The sequence below is a fragment of the Rhodanobacter aciditrophus genome (assembly GCF_042679525.1).
GTDB lineage: Bacteria > Pseudomonadota > Gammaproteobacteria > Pseudomonadales > Marinomonadaceae > Marinomonas > Marinomonas aciditrophus.
Map to the genome: position 1 here is coordinate 89,431 of NZ_JBHTMN010000012.1, position 19,029 is coordinate 108,459.

General features: G+C 44.7%; 21 protein-coding genes. 13 read left to right on the plus strand and 8 right to left on the minus strand.

Features of this window, described 5'->3' with window-relative positions; all coding sequences use genetic code 11:
* Positions 1 to 15: 15 nt before the first annotated feature.
* Positions 16 to 663 carry a YecA/YgfB family protein gene (locus ACFQ45_RS11320; RefSeq protein WP_377367733.1) on the minus strand — a complete coding sequence of 216 codons (648 nt, stop codon included), beginning with the start codon at positions 661 to 663 and terminating at the stop codon, positions 16 to 18.
* Between the two features lie 58 nt (positions 664 to 721).
* Here ACFQ45_RS11320 and ACFQ45_RS11325 point away from each other — a divergent pair, with 58 nt between their 5' ends.
* From ACFQ45_RS11325 to ACFQ45_RS11340, 4 genes are all read left to right on the plus strand, one after another.
* Positions 722 to 2,488: a RecQ family ATP-dependent DNA helicase gene (locus ACFQ45_RS11325; RefSeq protein WP_377367735.1), complete on the plus strand. Its 1,767-nt coding sequence runs from the start codon at positions 722 to 724 to the stop codon at positions 2,486 to 2,488.
* The gene (locus tag ACFQ45_RS11330; RefSeq protein WP_377367737.1) at positions 2,478 to 2,996 is read left to right on the plus strand and encodes a SprT family zinc-dependent metalloprotease; all 519 of its coding nucleotides are present in this window, start codon (positions 2,478 to 2,480) and stop codon (positions 2,994 to 2,996) included. The genes ACFQ45_RS11325 and ACFQ45_RS11330 overlap by 11 nt, the downstream gene beginning before the upstream one ends.
* A gap of 72 nt (positions 2,997 to 3,068) precedes the next feature.
* Positions 3,069 to 3,905: a tRNA 2-thiocytidine(32) synthetase TtcA gene (gene ttcA / locus ACFQ45_RS11335; RefSeq protein WP_377367739.1), complete on the plus strand. Its 837-nt coding sequence runs from the start codon at positions 3,069 to 3,071 to the stop codon at positions 3,903 to 3,905.
* Between the two features lie 12 nt (positions 3,906 to 3,917).
* Entirely contained in the window at positions 3,918 to 4,481 is a 564-nt protein-coding gene (locus ACFQ45_RS11340; protein ID WP_377367741.1) for a YfaZ family outer membrane protein, read from the plus strand.
* 67 nt (positions 4,482 to 4,548) lie between these two features.
* Here the strand turns inward: ACFQ45_RS11340 and ACFQ45_RS11345 are convergent, their stop codons facing one another.
* Genes ACFQ45_RS11345 through hemN form a run of 3 tightly spaced genes read right to left on the minus strand, consistent with a single transcriptional unit; the run spans position 4,549 to position 7,281 of the window.
* The gene (locus ACFQ45_RS11345; RefSeq protein ID WP_377367742.1) at positions 4,549 to 5,091 is read right to left on the minus strand and encodes an adenine phosphoribosyltransferase; all 543 of its coding nucleotides are present in this window, start codon (positions 5,089 to 5,091) and stop codon (positions 4,549 to 4,551) included.
* A gap of 27 nt (positions 5,092 to 5,118) precedes the next feature.
* Positions 5,119 to 5,880 (minus strand): fumarate/nitrate reduction transcriptional regulator Fnr, encoded by a 762-nt coding sequence (fnr, locus tag ACFQ45_RS11350; protein WP_377367744.1) that lies wholly within the window; start codon positions 5,878 to 5,880, stop codon positions 5,119 to 5,121.
* A gap of 30 nt (positions 5,881 to 5,910) precedes the next feature.
* On the minus strand, positions 5,911 to 7,281 hold the full coding sequence (hemN, locus tag ACFQ45_RS11355; RefSeq protein ID WP_377367745.1) for an oxygen-independent coproporphyrinogen III oxidase: 1,371 nt from the start codon (positions 7,279 to 7,281) through the stop codon (positions 5,911 to 5,913).
* A gap of 253 nt (positions 7,282 to 7,534) precedes the next feature.
* Between hemN and ACFQ45_RS11360 the strand changes: the two genes are divergently transcribed.
* Positions 7,535 to 8,128, plus strand: coding sequence for an alpha/beta family hydrolase (locus ACFQ45_RS11360; protein ID WP_377367747.1), 594 nt, complete (start codon positions 7,535 to 7,537; stop codon positions 8,126 to 8,128).
* A gap of 7 nt (positions 8,129 to 8,135) precedes the next feature.
* The gene (tusA, locus tag ACFQ45_RS11365; protein ID WP_377367749.1) at positions 8,136 to 8,384 is read left to right on the plus strand and encodes a sulfurtransferase TusA; all 249 of its coding nucleotides are present in this window, start codon (positions 8,136 to 8,138) and stop codon (positions 8,382 to 8,384) included.
* A gap of 34 nt (positions 8,385 to 8,418) precedes the next feature.
* Here the strand turns inward: tusA and ACFQ45_RS11370 are convergent, their stop codons facing one another.
* Entirely contained in the window at positions 8,419 to 9,012 is a 594-nt protein-coding gene (locus tag ACFQ45_RS11370) for a CBS domain-containing protein (protein ID WP_377367751.1), read from the minus strand.
* A gap of 47 nt (positions 9,013 to 9,059) precedes the next feature.
* On the minus strand, positions 9,060 to 9,350 hold the full coding sequence (locus ACFQ45_RS11375; protein WP_377367753.1) for a hypothetical protein: 291 nt from the start codon (positions 9,348 to 9,350) through the stop codon (positions 9,060 to 9,062).
* 239 nt (positions 9,351 to 9,589) lie between these two features.
* Here ACFQ45_RS11375 and ACFQ45_RS11380 point away from each other — a divergent pair, with 239 nt between their 5' ends.
* The 5 genes from ACFQ45_RS11380 to ACFQ45_RS11400 all read left to right on the plus strand — a co-directional run bounded on the left by ACFQ45_RS11380 (position 9,590) and on the right by ACFQ45_RS11400 (position 14,634).
* A complete protein-coding gene (locus ACFQ45_RS11380; RefSeq protein WP_377367755.1) occupies positions 9,590 to 10,312 on the plus strand; it encodes a DUF599 domain-containing protein in 723 nt (240 codons plus the stop codon).
* Positions 10,302 to 11,009 (plus strand): O-methyltransferase, encoded by a 708-nt coding sequence (locus ACFQ45_RS11385; RefSeq protein ID WP_377367757.1) that lies wholly within the window; start codon positions 10,302 to 10,304, stop codon positions 11,007 to 11,009. Before ACFQ45_RS11380 ends, ACFQ45_RS11385 begins: the two co-directional genes overlap by 11 nt.
* Positions 11,010 to 11,106: 97 nt before the next feature.
* A complete protein-coding gene (gene htpG, locus ACFQ45_RS11390; protein WP_377367759.1) occupies positions 11,107 to 13,029 on the plus strand; it encodes a molecular chaperone HtpG in 1,923 nt (640 codons plus the stop codon).
* A 70-nt stretch (positions 13,030 to 13,099) separates the two neighbouring features.
* Positions 13,100 to 13,915 carry a DNA ligase gene (locus ACFQ45_RS11395; protein WP_377367761.1) on the plus strand — a complete coding sequence of 272 codons (816 nt, stop codon included), beginning with the start codon at positions 13,100 to 13,102 and terminating at the stop codon, positions 13,913 to 13,915.
* A 23-nt stretch (positions 13,916 to 13,938) separates the two neighbouring features.
* Positions 13,939 to 14,634, plus strand: coding sequence for an alpha/beta fold hydrolase (locus tag ACFQ45_RS11400; protein ID WP_377367762.1), 696 nt, complete (start codon positions 13,939 to 13,941; stop codon positions 14,632 to 14,634).
* Here ACFQ45_RS11400 and ACFQ45_RS11405 read toward each other — a convergent pair.
* Together ACFQ45_RS11405 and xthA are read right to left on the minus strand one after the other, a co-directional pair.
* Positions 14,620 to 14,928, minus strand: a complete 309-nt coding sequence (locus ACFQ45_RS11405) for an ArsR/SmtB family transcription factor (RefSeq protein WP_377367764.1) — start codon at positions 14,926 to 14,928, stop codon at positions 14,620 to 14,622. The two genes, ACFQ45_RS11400 and ACFQ45_RS11405, sit on opposite strands and share 15 nt — an antisense overlap.
* Before the next feature lie 179 nt (positions 14,929 to 15,107).
* Positions 15,108 to 15,920, minus strand: coding sequence for an exodeoxyribonuclease III (gene xthA, locus ACFQ45_RS11410; RefSeq protein WP_377367766.1), 813 nt, complete (start codon positions 15,918 to 15,920; stop codon positions 15,108 to 15,110).
* A gap of 172 nt (positions 15,921 to 16,092) precedes the next feature.
* Between xthA and gorA the strand changes: the two genes are divergently transcribed.
* Positions 16,093 to 17,451 carry a glutathione-disulfide reductase gene (gene gorA, locus ACFQ45_RS11415; protein WP_377367768.1) on the plus strand — a complete coding sequence of 453 codons (1,359 nt, stop codon included), beginning with the start codon at positions 16,093 to 16,095 and terminating at the stop codon, positions 17,449 to 17,451.
* A 61-nt stretch (positions 17,452 to 17,512) separates the two neighbouring features.
* A complete protein-coding gene (locus tag ACFQ45_RS11420; RefSeq protein WP_377367770.1) occupies positions 17,513 to 18,988 on the plus strand; it encodes an aminoacyl-histidine dipeptidase in 1,476 nt (491 codons plus the stop codon).
* Positions 18,989 to 19,029: the final 41 nt, after the last annotated feature.

Sequence of the window (19,029 nt, forward strand, 5' to 3'; positions counted from 1 at the left end):
CAAAAAAGAACGGTATTAACGTTTGCCTTTTTTGCCTGTCTTTTTACCTTGGCTGCCTTTTTTGCCAGGATGGAACTTTGGTTTGGTTTTTTTCTCTGGCTCCGTGCGCAAGATAAGGAACAGATCCGTTATAAGCTGAGGAATCTGGGCGATACAGGATTGGGTCAGTTTTTCACTTTCGCGAATTTGCTGAACTTCTTCATCCTCGAACAGTCCTGATGCCACCATAAAGGGTAGTAGGCATTCTGCGACTTCTTCTTCCTTTTCTGATTCAAACCAATAGCGCTCAGTAAAGAATACTCCTTCCATAAAGCCTGATGCCCATTCTTCTAGCTCACTGAGCTCATCTGGATTATGGCTGACTTCAATGTCACATGGGACTAAATAATCGTCTTCCGATTCCAGCTCTTTTTGGAGATCAGAGAATAACCGTACGAGTAGATTCTCGATGTGCTTTTGTTCTTTATCGGAGGTAAACTCTGGGGTTTCCTCAAATACGATAGGCAACCATTGAGACGGGGCTGGCGCTTCTGGACTGATTGCTAGGGCTGTTAAAAAACCGTGTGCCATGACAAAATTCTGGCAGTCTTCATGAACAGCATCCGAGTCCAAAAAGTTTTCGAGTTCTTCGAGTTCTAGGTCATCAAGTGGTTGGTGGTGCATTTAGGCATTCCTATTAATTAATCGCGTCACAGTTTAAACATATCAGTTGTAAAAAACCATGAGCAAATCGGTGAAAAGCCACAGTTTAGCTATCCCTCCAGAATGCCACGTGGCATTGCAGCGCCTTGGTTTTAGTACCTTCATCGGGTCTCAATGGGCTTGTGTTGAGCCTATAATAAATGGCGAAGACGTGCTGGCATTGCTGCCAACAGGTGCTGGTAAGTCGGCCATTTATCAAGTGGCGTCATTGGCTCGTAATGGTGTGGGGATTGTGGTGAGTCCATTGATCGCAATCATGCAACAGCAAGTGGAAGATCTGGTTGCCCTCGGAATAAAAGCAGAGTTCTTAAACTCAACGCAAAACGGCGCCGAGCAGAACGATCTTCATTGGCGCCTACGTCATGGGGATGTGGAGATTTTGTATATGTCTCCAGAGAAGTTACTACAGCCCAGTGTGTTAGGGTTGCTGCAGGATATTGAAGTGTCCTGTGTTGCCGTGGATGAAGCCCATTGTGTGCTGCGTTGGGGGCAACAGTTTCGTCCAGAATATGCCCAATTGGGTCAATTAAAGCAGGTGTTTCCTGAGACGCCTGTCATCGCATTAACGGGGACATTACTACCCTCTAAAGAAGCTGATGTGGCCCATGCTTTATCTCTGGTGTCGCCTAAGGTAATCCGTGAGAGCATTGATCGACCTAATTTACGGGTGCAAATATCGCAAAAACGTCGGGCTAAACACCAGTTGCTTGGCTTTTTAATGAAAGAAGGTCTGGCTCAACCAGGCATTGTTTATTGTCGTTCACGGCAAAAAACCGAGGACATCGCCCAATGGCTCCGTGAGCGAGGTGTCAACGCTTTAAGTTATCACGCTAATTTACCTCATGAGCAACGCATACAAGCTCACCATGGGTTTTCTACTGGAGAAGTTCAAGTACTGGTAGCGACCACTGCCTATGGTATGGGAATAGATTTGGATCATGTGCGCTTTGTGGTGCATATGGATTTGCCTCTATCACTTGAAAACTATGTACAGGAAATCGGCCGAGCTGGGCGGGATGGCCGTCAAGCTTATGCTCTTTTGTTTTACGGTCTGCAGGATATTTTGCAAGCATGGCAGTTTGTGCAACATGAAGGTGTGGGTGAAGAGGATTTTTGGGAGTTAGTCCGCTGCGTTGAGTCTTTAGGTTGCCGTCAGAGTGCCTTGTTAAAGGTCTTTAACCAAGATGACACTGAGCATTGTGGCCATTGTGATCGATGTATTAAGCAAAGTGCTCAGCATAATGTGACCGTGGCAGCGCAAAAATTACTGACTTTGGTCCATAAGACAAGAGGTCTGGCTTCTTTCTCTGTGATGATCGCAACACTTTTAGGTAAAAATAACAAAAGTGTCGCTGCTTTCGGTTTGTCTAATCATCCACTATTCGGCAGTGGCAAAAGTCTGGACGAAAGTCAGTGGAAAGGTGTTATTCGCCGTCTTTTAGCATTGAATTACATAAGAATTCATCAAACCGCTCCATTTATGATCACTATGGATGAAACCTGTCGACGGATATTAAAAGGCAGTGACCAGCTCATTCTTACGGCTGATTTCCATTATCCAGCAGTGAAAGAAAGTGATGAATTGCCTTCGTTAAATGATCGAAGTTGGAAAGGACTTATGCGATGGACTGTGGCCAATAAAATTTATGAGCATTTGTCTGATGTGCAAATTCATAAAATTTATTCCGCCCGCCCCAAAAACTACGCATCTTTAAGTCGGGTGACTGGGTTGAGTGTGCCTCAACTAGAGCAACTTAATGCAGAGGAATTGTTTGGTGAGTTCTAACCCTGCTTCAAATTGCACTGTGACACCGGCCATTCGGGCAAAAATTACGGCAAAGATTGCCCACTGCATTCAGCTTGCCGAACGCTATTTTAAGATCAAGCTTGTTGTCCCGACTTTTAACTTTAAACAAAGAGGGCGAACGGCTGGGACAGCCTATCTACAAACGAACGAAATGCGTTTTAATCTTTTCATGCTCAAGCAAGACTGTGAAAAGTTCATTGAGCAAGTAGTGCCCCATGAGGTTGCGCATCTTGTGGTGTTTCAAGTTTATGGAAGCCGGCCCAAACCCCATGGTCCTGAATGGACGGCTATCATGGAGCATTTGTTTAATGTAGAAGCGGACCGAACCCATGACTTTGACGTGCCAAGCCCTAAGCGTTTATTTATCTATCAGTGTGACTGCCAAACCCATGAATTTACCGCTCATCGTCATGGTCGAGCCAAACGAGGTACTCAGTATCTTTGTAAGCGATGTAAAGGCCATTTAGCCTTTGTTCGAGCCAAGTAAAAATGAGACAGCTTGATGCTTAGCGTTTGACCTTGTAGTAAGATAGCGCCATCTGATATACGGTACTTGTAAATGAATTCTGAATTTGATCGAAAAGAAAAACTGGAGCTAAACAAGCTGCAGAAACGTCTGCGCCGACATGTGGGGCAGGCCATCGCTGATTTCAACATGATTGAAGATGGCGACAAAGTCATGGTGTGCCTATCTGGCGGTAAAGATTCTTATACCATGCTTGATATTTTGTGTAATTTACAGCGCAGTGCGCCGATTACATTTGAAATTATCGCGGTGAACTTGGACCAAAAACAACCAGGCTTTCCAGAGCATATTCTGCCTGCTTATCTTGATGAATTGGGTGTTAATTATCATATTTTAGAGAAAGACACCTACAGCATCGTAAAAGAAGTGGTACCAGAAGGTAAAACTACTTGTGGTTTATGCTCTCGCTTACGTCGTGGTTCTTTATACGGCTTCGCAGAAGAGATTGGTGCGACTAAAATTGCTTTGGGGCATCACCGAGATGACATTTTAGAAACCATGTTTTTAAATATGTTTTTTGGTGGTAAATTGAAATCCATGCCTCCCAAGTTATTAAGTGATGACGGCAAACATATTGTGATTCGCCCCTTGGCCTACTGTAAAGAGTCAGATATTGAGGAATACTCTTTACTAAAGGCTTTCCCTATTATCCCTTGCAATCTTTGTGGGTCTCAGGAAAATCTACAGAGACAAGTTGTTAAAGAGATGTTGCAAGGTTGGGAAAAACAACACCCAGGACGATTAGACACAATGTTCTCCGCAATACAGAATGTTGTGCCATCTCATTTGGCAGATACCGAACTGTTTGATTTTAAAAGTCTTAAACAGTCGGAAGACGCTTTAAAACGTTTAAATATAATTTCGCTCTAAAAAGGATGCAGAATGTCGATTAAGAAAATACTGCCATTGGCTCTAGGTGCTGCCGTAGCCGCTCAAGCAAGCGCAAACACATTTGAAGGTTCTCTTTCAAACGAAGCGGTTAAAGCTGACGTGAGTATCGATCGAGGCTCATACTTCCTTGATGCTGGTGGTATGTACCATACCGACGACGGTAAATATGGTTACATTGGTGCCCATATTGAAGATAAAGATACAGCGAAAGATTACCCACTTCAGATTGGTATTGGGGCTCGCTTGTTGGCGGTTGATACTGAAGTAGGGGACAACGATGATGGTGTTGCAGTGGGACTAGGTGGCTTCTACCGTTACACATTCCCTAAGGCAAACCGTTTCAGCGTTTATGGCTCCCTATACTACTCTCCTCAAGTATTATCGTTCCAAAACATTGAAAACATGTACCAGGCTGAGATCCGAGGTGAGTACCGTACTTTGCGTAATGCTCTTGTGTTTGTCCGCTACGGCCTAACCAATGTCGATTTGGATGACTACTCTTCTGATGCTGAAATGAACAAAAGCATCGGAATTGGTGTGGTAACTTACTTCTAAATCCTTTTGAGAGATCAAAAAAAGGTGGCCAATGGCCACCTTTTTTATTGTCCCTAGGAAGGGAAAGCTATTCGCCTTCAAAGGCACATAATGCAAAGACAGGCACTTCAAGTTCCTGTATTTTAGCGCTACCACCTAGATCAGGAAGATCAATGATAGAGGCTACTTCTTTAATTGTAGCGCCTTGCTGACGAAGCAGAGACATGGCTGCGATCAAGGTGCCACCTGTTGCAATAAGATCATCAAACAATAGAACATTGGCGCCTTCAGATACGGCATCTTCTTGAATCTCCAGCTCTGCGCTGCCGTATTCAAGGTCATAGCTCTGGGAGATCGTTTTGCCTGGCAACTTGCCTTTTTTACGAACAAGTACCAAAGGTTTGCGTAGCTCGTAAGCCAACACAGATGCGATCAAAAAGCCTCGTGCATCAATACAAGCAATGTGAGTGATGTCTGAGTCAATGTAACGGTGAACATAGGCATCCACGACCATTCTCATCCCTTTCGGGTTGGTGAAGATGGGAGTAATGTCGCGGAAGCTGATACCTGGCTTTGGCCAGTCTTCGACCGTGCGAATCAGCGACTTAAAGTAAAAGTCATCAAAGAGCATGAAGTAAAACCTTAACTGTTTGGTTAATTAAGCGTGCTCGATCTTACCACACTCTTCCACAACACCGACAAGTTTCTCCATCTCTGGCAGATCGACAATGGTAATTTCTTTGCCGTCCACATCAATCAGCCCATTTTTTTGGAAGCGTGTCATCACACGGCTCACTGTTTCAACAGCTAATCCAAGGTAGTTACCAATCTCACTTCGTGACATGGAAAGACGGAAAGAGGTGGCAGAGTAACCGCGCTTTTTAAAACGATGGGAAAGGTTCATCAAGAATGAAGCGACTTTTTCATCCGCATTTTTCTTGCCAAGTAACACCATCATTTGTTGGTCGTCACATATCTTACGACTCATCAAACGAAAGATCTGATGTTTCAAGGACGGAATTTGCGCTGTTAATTGCTCCAAGTGAGCGAATGGAATTTCACAGACTGTCGTTGTTTCTAATGCTTTTGCAGATACAGGGTATGTGTTGTTATCAATGCCACTTAAACCCAATAATTCGCTAGGGCAATAAAACCCTGTTATTTGTTCTTCACCGGTATTAGTAATATTGAATGTCTTAAGTGTGCCAGTACGCACAGCAAACACAGAGTCGAATTCCTGACCTTGGCGAAAGAGTAATTCACCTTTTTTAAGCGGTCGCTTACGTTCAATAATCTGATCTAAGCGGTTTACGTCTTCGTCAGCCAAGGCAATTGGCAAACAAAGGGCGCTTAAACTGCAATTCTGACATTGCGATGTCAATTTACTATTGAAACGAGTATTTGCGTTGATAACAGACATTGGACTCTCCCTGAGCTCGATCGGGCGTTATTATATGACTTTAGAAAATGATGCGTTTTCGTTGATATATTGGTCAAAAGCCATGCACACACAGCGCACTAGTAATCGACCAATCTCATTAATTTGGATGGTAACGCCGTCATCACTTTTCGTGATTGTCAGGACGCCATCTTCCTCCAGCGCTGCTAGCCTGTCTAGTTCAGTTTGGAAATATTCACAAAAACTAACATTAAATTCAGACTCCACCATGCTGCTGGAAATATAGTTGTGACAAAGCAACTGCATGATCACAAAATGTCGGATACGATCGTCTTGGTGACTAATATAGCCTTTCATAATGGCTAATTGACCATTCTCAATACTGTTTTGATACAGCGAAAGATCCGTATGGTTTTGAAAGTAAGCCCCATCAATTTGACTAATACCAGAGACACCAAATGCAAGCAGGTCGGTTTCTGCGTGGGTGGTATAACCTTGGAAATTGCGTTGCATATGACCCTGCTGCTGAGCAATCGTTAGAGGGTCGCTGGGCTTAGCAAAATGATCCATGCCTATATAAACGTAGCCAGCTCCCGTGAGCTTTTCAATGGTATATTTTAATAATGTAAGTTTTTGATCGGGTGATGGTAGATCAGCATCTAGAATTCGCTTTTGTGGCGCAAATCTATTTGGTAAGTGGGCATAATTAAATACTGAGATCCTATCAGGAGATAATGCGATGACTTGATCTAAGGTTTTATCAAAACCTTCTAAAGTTTGTTTTGGTAGGCCATAAATAAGGTCAAAGTTTATGGAGCTGAAACCTAACGCTCTTATATCATTGACTACCTTGTTGACCAGATCTAATGACTGGATTCGATGAATGGCTTTTTGCACATCCGGATTAAAGTCCTGAATGCCCAGGCTGACTCGATTAAAACCAAGGTCTGCCAGTGTTTCCAGTTTGCTTCGATCAACTTCTCGCGGATCAATTTCAATGCTGAAATCTTGTGAGCCATCACGCACTAAAGTAAATGTCTCATCGATTTTTTTAAACAAGCGTCTTAGGTTGGTTTCGCTAAGAAAAGTGGGGGTGCCACCACCAAAATGGAGTTGTGTTACTGGGCGGGTTTGGTCAAGCATCAAGGAGCGAAGACGCATTTCTTCACCCAAAATCTCCACGTATTCGTTACCCTTATCATATTGCTTGGTCACAATCTTATTACAGGCGCAGTAATAGCAAAGGTGCGCACAGAAAGGCACATGAAAATACAAGCTTAAAGGCTGATTTGAGGGCGTCAACATCTTGTCGATCAGTGCCATTTTGCTGATGTTACTGTCAAATTTAGGTGCAGTGGGGTAGGACGTGTAACGTGGCCCCGCTAAATTGTATTTATGAATGAGTTGTGAATCCCAAAGCATGGAGTCTGTCCTATTAAATTTTCTAATAGGAAGTGTACTCCCATTGCATTATGGGAAACTGATATAGATCAAGCTTTGTCATTATCCACCCCTCTCTGATTAGCTTTGCAGGGCTGCGAGTGCGTTCAAGTAGGTGTGTTCATTGATGGGGCACCCTTAACAGGCTTGTTATTAAAGCTTCTGTCCTCATAATAGTGCGTCCATTCTCGGGCTTAATCGTTACAATTTGTATAGGAGATGATTGCGGCTACGTATGATTAAAGTATATGTGTTACATGGTGCTGGCGCAGGCCACAGTGGCGATTTCTTAAACGTTTTTGACCAGCAGTTAACCCAGTGTCTTGCAGTGTTTGGAGAGGTGGAAGTGATACCTTTTACCCTCGACTATATGGCTGAAATGGACTTGGGTGGAAAGCGGCGTCCTCCGCCAAATATTAATAAGCTGATTGAAGAAGCCCGTGACAAGATTCCCAAGCAAGAGCCGATTATATTGATTGGTAAGTCCATGGGGAGTCGAATCATTGCTGAACTGTGTGCAACGCACCAGGTTAAGGCCTGTGTCGCGTTAGGGTACCCATTTTACCCTCCCAAAAAACCAGAAAAAGATCGTTTATACCATCTAAAGCACTCCAAAAATGTGCCTTTCCATATTATACAAGGTACGCGAGATGGGTTAGGGAATAGGGATTGGGTAGAGCAGCAACAATTGTTACCCAATATTAATCTGCATTGGTTTGAAGGCGCTGATCACGATTTTAAACTGTTAAAGCGTTACAATATGAGTCAAGAAGAGGTCATTGAGACCTTGGTCAAGCAGACTGTGAGCTGTATTCAGTCGTCGATTTGAGGCAAATATGACAGATACCATTGAACATAAAGAAGAGCTAGATACCCAAGGGTTATATTGCCCTGAGCCAGTCATGATGCTCCATGGAGTCATACGTAAGATGGCCCCTGGAGAGGTGGTTAAGATTATTGCGACAGACCCATCAACTGAACGGGATGTGCCGAAATTTTGTAATTTCCTTGGTCATCCACTGATTAAGCAGGTGGTAGAAGGGGATCTTTACTACTATTGGGTGCAAAAGAAAAAGGCTGGTTAAACCAGCCTTTTTCTTTGGGGTATGCGAAAGTTGCTTAGGCAACGCGTAGGCGTTTGCTCTGAGCGTAATCGCCTTCAATCACTGCATGTAACTTGGCGAAACTGGTAGAAGTTGTTACGTCTACGTTTAGTTTTAATTGGCGCACAATGTCATTTGCTGAGATTAAACCACGTATGGCTTTAGTTTCCTCATCTACCACCAACAGGTGTTGAAATGGATTTGATTTTTGGCTGTAAATTAAAGATTCGATATCACTGTTTTTAAGTGAGCTATAAGATACGGCTAATAGTTCTTCTTTAGGGCGCATTAGATCTATTGCTAAAAGTTCATCTCTAAGGTAGCCAGCAGCTGCTTGCTTGATAAAGGCTTCTTCAGACAAATCCTCTAAGCTAACGATACCTAAAAAGCTGTTTTTTGCGTCTACCACGACTTTCATGCGCACGTGCTCTTTTTTCATAATGTTAGCAAGCACATCAGCACGAACCGTTGGCTCGATCACACGTGGGATGCTGACTTTAAAATCCGTAAAAACACGGGTAGCAGGTGAGTAAAGGCCTGTGTTTTGTTGCAGTTCAGGCCAAGCAAGTTCGTTTACGTCTTTCGTAGTCACGTAGGTAAGTGTTTTCATGGTGTTACTCCAAATAGTTAATTATTTAAAAAAGGCTTGTTAAATAATTAAGCGGTTGGAGGACCACGACAGGTGAATAGGCTGATAGCATCAGAAACAGCGCAGAAATGTGCGATGGATACTTTAAAAGTGCTAGGTGAAGAGCCTAAAGGGTTATGGCTAGTGACTAATACGTCATCTAAGTCGGGAGCCACTTCGACAGTGGGAAGCTCAAAAGCGGTTTCGACTAAACCTGTTTTGAGGTAGCTAGGAGCGTTGCAATCTTCACTCGCATGACTGCCTGCACTCACAAAGAGCATCAAAGGCAATAGCAATATGAAAATCAACAAACGTTTCATCAAACGTCCTCCCATCAAGTTACAAATCCAGCATAGCGCTATTTTTCTGTTAAAGACAAGGAACAAATGACTATCAGACCAATTAGTCAAATTTATTTCACTGTGTGGAGCTAAAACGTCACAGACCTGCAAAAAGATTAAGATGTTTGCTTAACTTAGGTCCATTAGACACTCTCTTTGTCACAGTTTTGGATATAATGACGAGTGTCTCTCTCATTGATAAGGCGTTGTAACGATATATGGACAGTCAGGTTCTATTTGATCCGTTAACTATTTTAACCATGGTGGTGTTTATTGGATGTTGGTGGGGGTATGCCTTCTATGCGCTGCATAACTCCAAACGACGTACCTGTTTAGTGAGTGTGTTGCACCAATTTCGATTAGCATGGATGTCCCGCTTACTTCGTCGAGACAATCGCATCGCCGATGCCTCGGTCATGGCCAACCTTGAGCGCAGTAGCTTATTTTTTGCGTCAAGCAGTCTGTTGATTATTGCTGGCTTGTTTACAGCCTTTAATTACTCAGAGCAGGCCTTGAGTATTATTAATGAGTTTGCATTGTTTTCTCCCACCAATCAAACCGAGTGGGAATTGAAAATCATCGTCTTAGTTCTGATTTTTGTCTATGCGTTCTTTACCTTTACTTGGTCGGTTCGCCAGTACAATTTTTGCTCTGTCTTAGTGGGCAGTGCCCCCTTAGCCACGGAGCGTGGTATCGAAGACAGTGAGCGGGAACTTTATGCCATGCATATGGCGAAAATCTGCAGTTTAGCGGCGAACCAGTTTAATTATGGTTTGCGTGCTTATTATTTTGCTATGGCTTTTTCTGCTTGGTTTTTGGGTCCGTATTTCTGCATGGCCGCTAGTGTTATGGTGGTTGCGGTGCTTTACCGTCGCGAGTTCCGTTCTAAGACGTTTAAAACCCTCAGCCGTGGTTTGGTGATTAAGTCTCATGCTTCCTAATTTCCCTAAACAAGTGTCCGAAGATAATCCTCCTGTTAATCGAACGGTACAGGTGGATGATGGTTTGTACCGTTATTTGATTGAGCATTCCGTCAATGAGCCAGAGGTACTTGAGGCCCTGCGTCGAGAAACTGCTCAATACCATATGGCTCGGATGGCTTTGTCACCGGAAGTGGGTCAGTTTTTAGGGCTATTGATTGCTTTGCAGCAACCCAAAAAGGTCCTCGAGGTAGGTGTTTTTACTGGCTATAGCACTCTCTCTATGGGGTTGAAGTTATCTCAGGATGCTTCTTTGCTGGCATTTGATAAAAAACAAATGTGGCTAGATATAGCGAACAAGTACATCGACCAAGCAGGCTTATCTGATCGAATAACGACACGTTGTTGTGATGCAAAAGCGGCACTAGAAGCCCTCGTTCAAGAGCAAGCGGGTACTTTCGATTTTATGTTTGTGGACGCCGACAAGGGCAACTTACTGGCCTACTACGATCTTGGTAAAACCTTGCTAAGAGAGGGTGGATGTATGGTCATAGATAACACGCTGTGGTGGGGCAATGTGGCAAATGAAGAATTTGATGACAAAGATACTCGCATTGTCCGTGCTCTTAATGATCTCATTCACCAAGACTCGGAAGTGGATTCAAGCCTACTTACCATCGGAGATGGCCTCACAATTGTGCATAAGCGTTCACGTTAACGGTTGAAAAATTTTTCAGTGACTCCATAACCCTAATCAGAACTGAATTACGCGCCCTTTGGTGCGAATGTTGTAACTGTGAGGAGCATGGAGAAACATGACAACTGAAACTCAAAAAGAAACGTTAGGATTTCAAACTGAAGTCAAACAACTGCTTCATTTAATGATCCATTCTTTGTACTCGAACAAAGAAATCTTTCTACGTGAGCTTATTTCAAACGCATCTGACGCGGTAGATAAACTCCGTTTTGAGGCAGTTTCAAACGCCGATTTACTATCAGACGATCCCAATCTTAGAGTGCGTATTAGCTTCGACCAAGAAGCGGGTACCCTAACGATAGATGACAACGGTGTCGGTATGACCCGTGATGAAGCCATCTCAAACTTAGGCACTATTGCCAAATCAGGTACTGCTCAATTTTTAGAGCAGCTTAGCGGTGATCAAAAGAAAGACAGCCAATTGATTGGCCAATTTGGTGTAGGTTTCTATTCTGCGTTTATCGTAGCAGATCGCGTATCCGTCGAGACACGTCGAGCAGGCTCACAAGAGGGGGTTCGTTGGGAGTCAGAAGGGACCGGTGAATTCACTATTGAGACCATCGAAAAGGACACCCGTGGTACTCGTATTACCTTGCATCTTAAAGAAGGTGATAAAGAGTTTGCGGACAACTGGCGCCTACGCTCTTTGGTTTCTAAATACTCTGACCATATTTCCATCCCTGTAGAAATGGAAAAGCAGCCGACTCCTGAGTTCGATGAAGAAGGTAACCCAAAACCAGTAGAAAATACTGGTGAAACAGAATGGGAAGCCGTGAACTCCGCTAAAGCGCTTTGGACACGTCCTCGTAACGAAGTGAGCGAAGAAGAGTACAAAGAGTTCTACAAGCACGTGTCCCATGATTTCCAAGATCCATTGAAATGGTCCCATAACAAGGTTGAAGGTAAGCTTGAATACACTAGCTTGCTGTACATTCCAGCGAAGGCACCACAGGATCTTTGGAACCGTGACATGTTGCGTGGGCTGAAGCTTTACGTGCAGCGCGTGTTTATTATGGATGATGCAGAAGCCTTCCTGCCGCCTTACATGCGTTTTGTGAAAGGTGTCATCGACTCTAATGATTTGTCTTTGAACGTTTCTCGTGAAATTTTGCAAAATGACAATGCAGTGGATTCCATGCGTTCAGCGTTAACCAAGCGTGTGTTGGATATGTTGTCTAAAATGGCTAAAAACGATCCAGACACTTACCAAACTTTCTGGGATGAATTTGGCCAAGTGCTAAAAGAAGGCCCAGCAGATGACTTTGGTAACAAAGACAAGATCGCTGAATTGCTTCGCTTTAGCTCGACCCATACTGATAAAGCGGCTCAAACTGAGTCATTAAAAGGCTACATTGAGCGTATGCCAGAGGGTCAAGATAAGATTTACTACATCTATGCTGAAAACCACAATACGGCCAAAAACAGCCCGCACTTAGAAGTACTACGTAAAAAAGGCTACGAAGTCTTGCTGCTAAGTGATCGTATTGATGAGTGGATGATGTCTTCTCTACGTGAATTCGATGGCAAAACTTTCCAAGATGTGACGAAAGGTAAGCTGGACATCGATGTAGAAGAAAGCGAAGAGAAGAAAAAAGAGAACGAACAAAAAGCGGAGCAAATTAAGCCTCTGCTAGAGCGTATGACAGCTGTGCTATCTGAAAAAGTGACATCGGTAAACAGTACTGATCGCCTGACTAACTCTCCAGCTTGCCTTGTGGTTGGTGAGTTTGACATGGGCTTACAGATGCGCCGCTTGTTAGAGCAGGCGGGCCAGCAATTGCCTGAATCTAAGCCTTCCTTGGAAGTGAATCCTGATCACCCAATCGTCCAGAAAATGGACGCTGAAAGTGACGAAGACCGTTTCTCTGATATGGCTTGGTTGCTTTATGAGCAGGCGACTTTGGCAGAAGGTGGCCAACTGGATGACCCAGCGACCTTTGTGAGTCGAATGAATAAACTGATTGTTCAAATGTCGAACTAATCAGGCTAAAGTGAAAAGCCCAGACAGGATGTCTGGGCTTTTTTTTGGCTGCGCCACAGGGAGGTGGAGTATGAAGCTTTGGCTAGGATTGTGTTTATTGTTCGCAACTCAGGTTTTTTCGCAAACAGGTGTTCAGTTAGCGAAGGTCTATGATGCAGAGCCAGTTGACCAATATTTGGTTAGTGAGAAACTGGATGGCATACGTGCCATTTGGGATGGTGAACGTTTGGTTACTCGCAACGGTCATCCTATTGTGACCCCTGAAGGTTATACCCAAGGATGGCCAAAACTTTGGTTGGACGGAGAGCTTTGGGCAGGGGAAGGGAAGTTTCATCTAGTTCAACAAACAGTTCTGGATAACACGCCAAATACCGCTGATTGGCAACAGATCACCTATATGGTGTTTGATGCTCCCTCTGCAGAAGACACGTTCGAACAACGGGCTGAGCGTTATCTTGCAGTCATACTCAGCTTAGACAGTCCAACTATTCGTCCCATTTCTCAACATCAGGTAAGCGACGCAGCTGCCTTGTATCAATGGCTTGATAAGGTTGTTGCCAAAGGGGGCGAAGGTCTGATGCTGCATCGTAAAGATGCTTTGCATAGAAGTGGTCGCAGTGATGCCTTGTTAAAGCTTAAGCCCTACATGGATGCTGAGGCCAGAGTGATTGGCCATATCCCAGGTAAGGGAAAGTATGAGGGTAAGCTTGGCTCTCTATTGGTGGAAATGCCTGATGGTAAGCAGTTTCGAATTGGCACAGGATTTACTGATGTAGAGCGTGCTCAGCCACCAGCCATAGGAGACCATGTGACCTACCGCTATCAGGGATTGACTCAAAATGGGATTCCGAGGTTTGCCAGTTTTATCAGAGTTCGACAAGATTAGATTTAGAAGAGAACAAAGATCCTATGATTGATGTGTATTGCCTACCTGGCACCATGTGTGACGAGCGCCTTTGGCAAAGGGTGCTCGATTTTTTACCTGATAACATCCGTCTGATTCACATAGTCATTCCTGAGGAGAATGTCTTGGATCGGATGGTGGCAGCTCTTGTTGAATCTTTACCAAAAGAGCCATTCCACGTAATAGGGTTTTCCCTTGGTGGATATCTGGTGTCTGAGTTAGCTCGCGTCGTTCCAGAACGCTTATTATCTGCGGTTATGGTCTCGAATGTAGGAACGGCTTTACCTGAGTCGGAGAAAGCTCAGCGAGTGCAAGCGTTGAATTGGGTTAAAAAGGTCGGCTATAAAGGCATCCCAAAGAAAAAAGCCATGGCTATGCTGGCGCCAGATCATAGGGAAGATGGTGGACTTTTAGAGTGTATTAAAGCCATGGATGAGGCGCTTGGGGAGCCAGCGCTTTTGGCGCAATTAGAGGCGACTTTGGAGCGTCGAGAGAATTTTGATGTCATTAAAGCTAGCGGGTGTGATTGGTTGGTCTTAGCCGGTCGATATGATCAGTTTGTCAGTCCGCAGGCCATGGTGCGCTTAAATGCTTTAGATAATGTGACCATCCACTCAGTCTCAAATTGTGGGCACATGCTGCCCTTGGAGCAACCAAAGTGGATGGCAAATAAGTTAGAGCAATTTCTACTGGCAAAATAGACGATAAAGGGTCTGGATCAGCTCTTTAACGCGCTCATCTGCAATAGAGTAGTAGATGGTTTGAGAGTCGCGACGTGTTTCTACCAACTTATCTTTACGTAACACGGCAAGGTGTTGTGAAAGAGCGGACTGGCTCAATGGGAGTTTTTCATTCAACGAACCAACTGATAACTCGCCTTCTAGTAAATAACACAGAATAATCAGTCTGTTTTCATTTCCTAGCGCTTTAAGAAACCCTGAAGCTTCTCCCGCTCTATCGAGTATTTCGTTAATGGTTAAGTTAGGGTTAGGCATGGTGGTCAGCTTGTAATCGTTAGTGTAAATGAAAATGACTATAATGTTTTATATCAAATAGCCGTTCAGAAATAAATGATCCACATCTATTGTGGATAAGACTGGGGGTAGATTCCGTACAAGGCGTTCCTACCCCCAGCGTATGTCTATCTATTCTACTTGATCAAATAATGATCTAATCAGGCGAGATTAAATTCTGCCCAAATCGGTGCGTGGTCAGAAGGTTTTTCCATGCCGCGAATTTGGTAATCAATGCCAGAGGCAACTAGCTTGTTCATTAGCGAGGCTGTAGCCAGGACGCCATCTATTCTCAATCCGCGTTTAGGTTGGTCATCAAATCCTTTGGAACGGTAATCAAACCAGCTAAAAAACTCATTGTTATCAGGGTTTTGGACACGATAGGTGTCCCCAAGCCCCCAACCAAGAAGTTGCTCAAACCATTCACGCTCTTCCGGCAAAAAGCTACATTTGCCCGTACGTAACCAACGTTTTGCATTTTGTTCACCGATACCAATATCGCAATCTTGGTAGGAGATATTGAAGTCACCCATGACGACAATTTGCTCTTCAGGTGATTGATTTGCAAGGTAGGACATTAGGTCCGCGTAGAATTTACGCTTAGCAGGGAATTTTGTTTCATGGTCACGGCTTTCCCCCTGTGGAAAATACCCATTAATGACCTTTAGTGGTCCTGATGGCGTATCAAATGTCGCGATAATCATACGGCGCTGGGCGTCTTCTTCGTCCCCTGGAAAGCCGTATTCAACACTTACAGCAGGTGCTTTGCTGAATATGGCCACACCGTAGTGGGATTTTTGGCCGAAGTGGTATGCGTGATACCCAACTGATTGAGGGATCTCATGGGGAAAGGCTTCGTCATGAACCTTAATTTCCTGTAAACCAATGATGTCCGGTTGTTGCTCGGCTACCAAAGCTTCAATTTGATGGGGGCGTGCTCTAAGGCCGTTGATGTTGAAGGATACAACTTTCATAACACCTATAAATCCTGCTTATATAATCCTGTTGGTCAAGAATAGTTACAGATTAAAGTCCTATTGACAACACGATTAGCGCTTTTCTTCTGCATTTGGCGTGCAAAACCTTCATTGAAAATAGTGGATTGATCCTCATAAAAGAAGCAAACGAATTTAAGAGGGAAACGTTATGCAATATCAATACGATCTTTTCGTAATAGGTGCTGGTTCTGGTGGTGTCCGAGCCAGCCGAGTTGCGGCATCAAAAGGCTTTAAAGTAGGTGTTGCAGAAGCCTCAGCCCTGGGCGGTACCTGTGTAAACATAGGTTGTGTCCCTAAAAAATTATTTGTCTATGGCTCTGAATACGGTCATGTCGCGGAGCAGGCCCAAGGATATGGCTGGCAGTTTGCTAAACCTTCCTTCGATTGGGCGACCCTACGAGACAATAAAACAAAAGAGATTGAACGACTGAACGGAATTTATAAAAACCTTCTTGAGAACCCTGGGGTTACTATTCATCAAGGTTATGGCAAGTTGGTTGATGCACACACAGTTCAAGTGGGTGAGGAGTTGATCACGGCAGAGCGTATTTTGATCGCAGTAGGGGCTCAGCCTTTTGTGCCTGAATTTCCCGGCAGTGAACACGCTCTGGTGTCAGATGACATGTTTTATTTGGATGAATTGCCTGAGTCTATTCTTGTGGTGGGCGGTGGTTACATCGCTGTAGAGTTCGCGGGTATTTGTAATGGCTTAGGCGTCAGCACTACTCTTATGTATCGTGGTGACAAGTTGCTACGTGGCTTTGATGAAGACGTACGTGAGTTTGCGACCCAAGAGTTTAATAAAGCGGGCATTGATGTGCAGCTCAACAGTGATGTGGCAGCCATTGAAATGGATGGCAAACAAAAACGCGTAACATTAAAAAATGGTCGAGAGCTAGTGGTGGATCAAGTCTTGTATGCGACTGGACGTGTTCCTAAAACGGCAGAGTTAAACCTTGAGGCAGTGGGTGTGAAAACCAACAGCAAGGGGGCTATTGAGGTAGACCACAACTACAAAAGCACAGTGGAAAGTGTCTACGCCATCGGTGATGTGACTGATAAGGTTCAGCTTACGCCGGTTGCGATCAAAGAAGCTATGGCACTAATAGGGTACTGGTTCGACCAGAAAGAATGTGCCATGGATTACGACAACATTCCTACTGCAGTCTTCTGTCAGCCGCCGATTGGCACTGTGGGCCTCACTGAACAAGAAGCGGACGATCGTGGTTTCGATATCGATGTGTATCAAACAGATTTCCGCGCCATGAAGCATACCCTGTCAGGGGCACAAGAACGCTCCTTTATGAAACTGATCGTGGATCGCGGAACCGATCGAGTTTTAGGCGCACATATGGTGGGTGATTATGCGGGTGAAATCATTCAAGGATTAGGAATTGCTATCAAAGCAGGCGCAACTAAGGCACACTTTGACTCAACGGTCGGAGTCCACCCCACAAGCGCTGAAGAATTTGTCACATTCTCCGCAGCGGCGCTCAAAAAGCGTTAATTAATCAGACTGTTTGAGAAGCCATCTTGTGATCCATGATGGCTTCCCTTAGGAGTAAATAATGAATGCATGGTTAGACACATTGGCCCCCGAGTCAGTGTGGACACAATTTCGCCTAATGTGCGACACCCCACGCCCTTCCTTTCACGAAAAAAAACTGCGAGATCATTTGATCGCGTGGGCTAAGGCAAAGAACCTAACGTCCTTTGTGGATGAGGTTGGTAACCTATTTATCTTAAAAGATGCCACTGCGGGTATGGAACATTGTGAGACCACAGTGTTGCAAGGCCATTTGGATATGGTGGCACAAAAAGAAGCAAACTCATCCCATAATTTTGAAACTGATCCGTTAGAGACTTATGAACAGGATGGTTGGGTTCATGCCCGTGGTACGACACTTGGGGCTGATAATGGTATTGGCGTTGCGGCGATACTTGCTGTGCTGGCAGCGGAGGATATCCCCCATGGGCCTATTGAGGCGTTATTTACCATTGAAGAAGAAACCAGTCTTAGAGGTGCGGCACAACTTGCTCCAGGTGTTCTAAAGGGCACTCGGCTGCTGAATCTAGACTCTGAAGACCGGGGTGATGTTTACATCGGTTGTGCGGGGGGGATTGATATCAATGTTGCTCATAAGTATCCCGCACAACGAACTGAGCTGTTTGATACGGGCTTGCAAGTGACGGTATCAGGGCTTAAAGGTGGGCACTCGGGACTTGATATTCATAAGGGACTGGCCAACGCCAACGTTCTTTTAACACGCTTGTTGTCTGAATTGGCGGAGCAGATTTCATTTGGCTTAGGGTCTTTTGAGGGGGGCACTTTACGAAATGCCATTGCTCGAGATGCCAAAGCTACGATTGCCCTTGCAAAGGATCAGCTTGACCAAGCGTCAAACCTAGTGAAGGGTTTTGCGGAGGTGTTTGCTGCAGAATTTGCAGACACAGATCCTAATTTGACGATCTCGGTGGTACCAGCACCCGCAGCACCTCATTTGCCTGAGGCGGAGCAGGTCGCGTTTTTGCAAGCCTTATCTGTGGCGCCGAATGGGGTTCATAGAATGTCACCCGTTTTATCCGGTGTCACCGAGACATCCTGTAATTTTGGCGTTGTTCGTTTGTTGCCAGAGGGGAGTGGACTGTCTTTTTCAGCGTGCTTATTGGTGCGATCGTTAGTTGATAGTCAGACGGATTACTTGGCCCGAGTGGCGGCGTCTCCCTTTGAGTTAATTGGATGCGATGTTTTGTTGGAAAATGGCTACCCAGGTTGGAAGCCCCAGCCTGATCAGGGGCTGTTAAAGCAATTTAACGAGATTCATCAGCAAGTGATGGGCTTTGCGCCAAACGTTAAAGTGATCCATGCAGGGCTGGAGTGCGGGATCATTGGAGCAAAATACCCCGCAATGGAAATGGTGTCTTTTGGGCCGAATATCCGCGGCGCCCATTCTCCTTCTGAGCGACTAGAGATAGCCTCAGTAGCAGAGTTTTGGGAGCTGCTTAAGGCTCTGCTGCTGGCGACACCAAGAGTGCGAGCATAGTTACTCCCCACCAAAGTAATTACAACATTTCGTCACACAGA

Coding starts and splice junctions, on each gene's coding strand:
- gorA (WP_377367768.1), top strand. CDS start 16,093: ATGCAATATCAATACGATCTTTTCGTAATAGGTGCTGGTTCTGGTGGT.
- ACFQ45_RS11340 (WP_377367741.1), top strand. CDS start 3,918: ATGTCGATTAAGAAAATACTGCCATTGGCTCTAGGTGCTGCCGTAGCC.
- ACFQ45_RS11375 (WP_377367753.1), bottom strand. CDS start 9,350: ATGAAACGTTTGTTGATTTTCATATTGCTATTGCCTTTGATGCTCTTT.
- ACFQ45_RS11400 (WP_377367762.1), top strand. CDS start 13,939: ATGATTGATGTGTATTGCCTACCTGGCACCATGTGTGACGAGCGCCTT.
- ACFQ45_RS11325 (WP_377367735.1), top strand. CDS start 722: ATGAGCAAATCGGTGAAAAGCCACAGTTTAGCTATCCCTCCAGAATGC.
- ACFQ45_RS11345 (WP_377367742.1), bottom strand. CDS start 5,091: ATGCTCTTTGATGACTTTTACTTTAAGTCGCTGATTCGCACGGTCGAA.
- ACFQ45_RS11380 (WP_377367755.1), top strand. CDS start 9,590: ATGGACAGTCAGGTTCTATTTGATCCGTTAACTATTTTAACCATGGTG.
- ttcA (WP_377367739.1), top strand. CDS start 3,069: ATGAATTCTGAATTTGATCGAAAAGAAAAACTGGAGCTAAACAAGCTG.
- ACFQ45_RS11405 (WP_377367764.1), bottom strand. CDS start 14,928: ATGCCTAACCCTAACTTAACCATTAACGAAATACTCGATAGAGCGGGA.
- ACFQ45_RS11385 (WP_377367757.1), top strand. CDS start 10,302: ATGCTTCCTAATTTCCCTAAACAAGTGTCCGAAGATAATCCTCCTGTT.
- xthA (WP_377367766.1), bottom strand. CDS start 15,920: ATGAAAGTTGTATCCTTCAACATCAACGGCCTTAGAGCACGCCCCCAT.
- fnr (WP_377367744.1), bottom strand. CDS start 5,880: ATGTCTGTTATCAACGCAAATACTCGTTTCAATAGTAAATTGACATCG.
- ACFQ45_RS11395 (WP_377367761.1), top strand. CDS start 13,100: ATGAAGCTTTGGCTAGGATTGTGTTTATTGTTCGCAACTCAGGTTTTT.
- ACFQ45_RS11370 (WP_377367751.1), bottom strand. CDS start 9,012: ATGAAAACACTTACCTACGTGACTACGAAAGACGTAAACGAACTTGCT.
- tusA (WP_377367749.1), top strand. CDS start 8,136: ATGACAGATACCATTGAACATAAAGAAGAGCTAGATACCCAAGGGTTA.
- ACFQ45_RS11320 (WP_377367733.1), bottom strand. CDS start 663: ATGCACCACCAACCACTTGATGACCTAGAACTCGAAGAACTCGAAAAC.
- hemN (WP_377367745.1), bottom strand. CDS start 7,281: ATGCTTTGGGATTCACAACTCATTCATAAATACAATTTAGCGGGGCCA.
- htpG (WP_377367759.1), top strand. CDS start 11,107: ATGACAACTGAAACTCAAAAAGAAACGTTAGGATTTCAAACTGAAGTC.
- ACFQ45_RS11420 (WP_377367770.1), top strand. CDS start 17,513: ATGAATGCATGGTTAGACACATTGGCCCCCGAGTCAGTGTGGACACAA.
- ACFQ45_RS11360 (WP_377367747.1), top strand. CDS start 7,535: ATGATTAAAGTATATGTGTTACATGGTGCTGGCGCAGGCCACAGTGGC.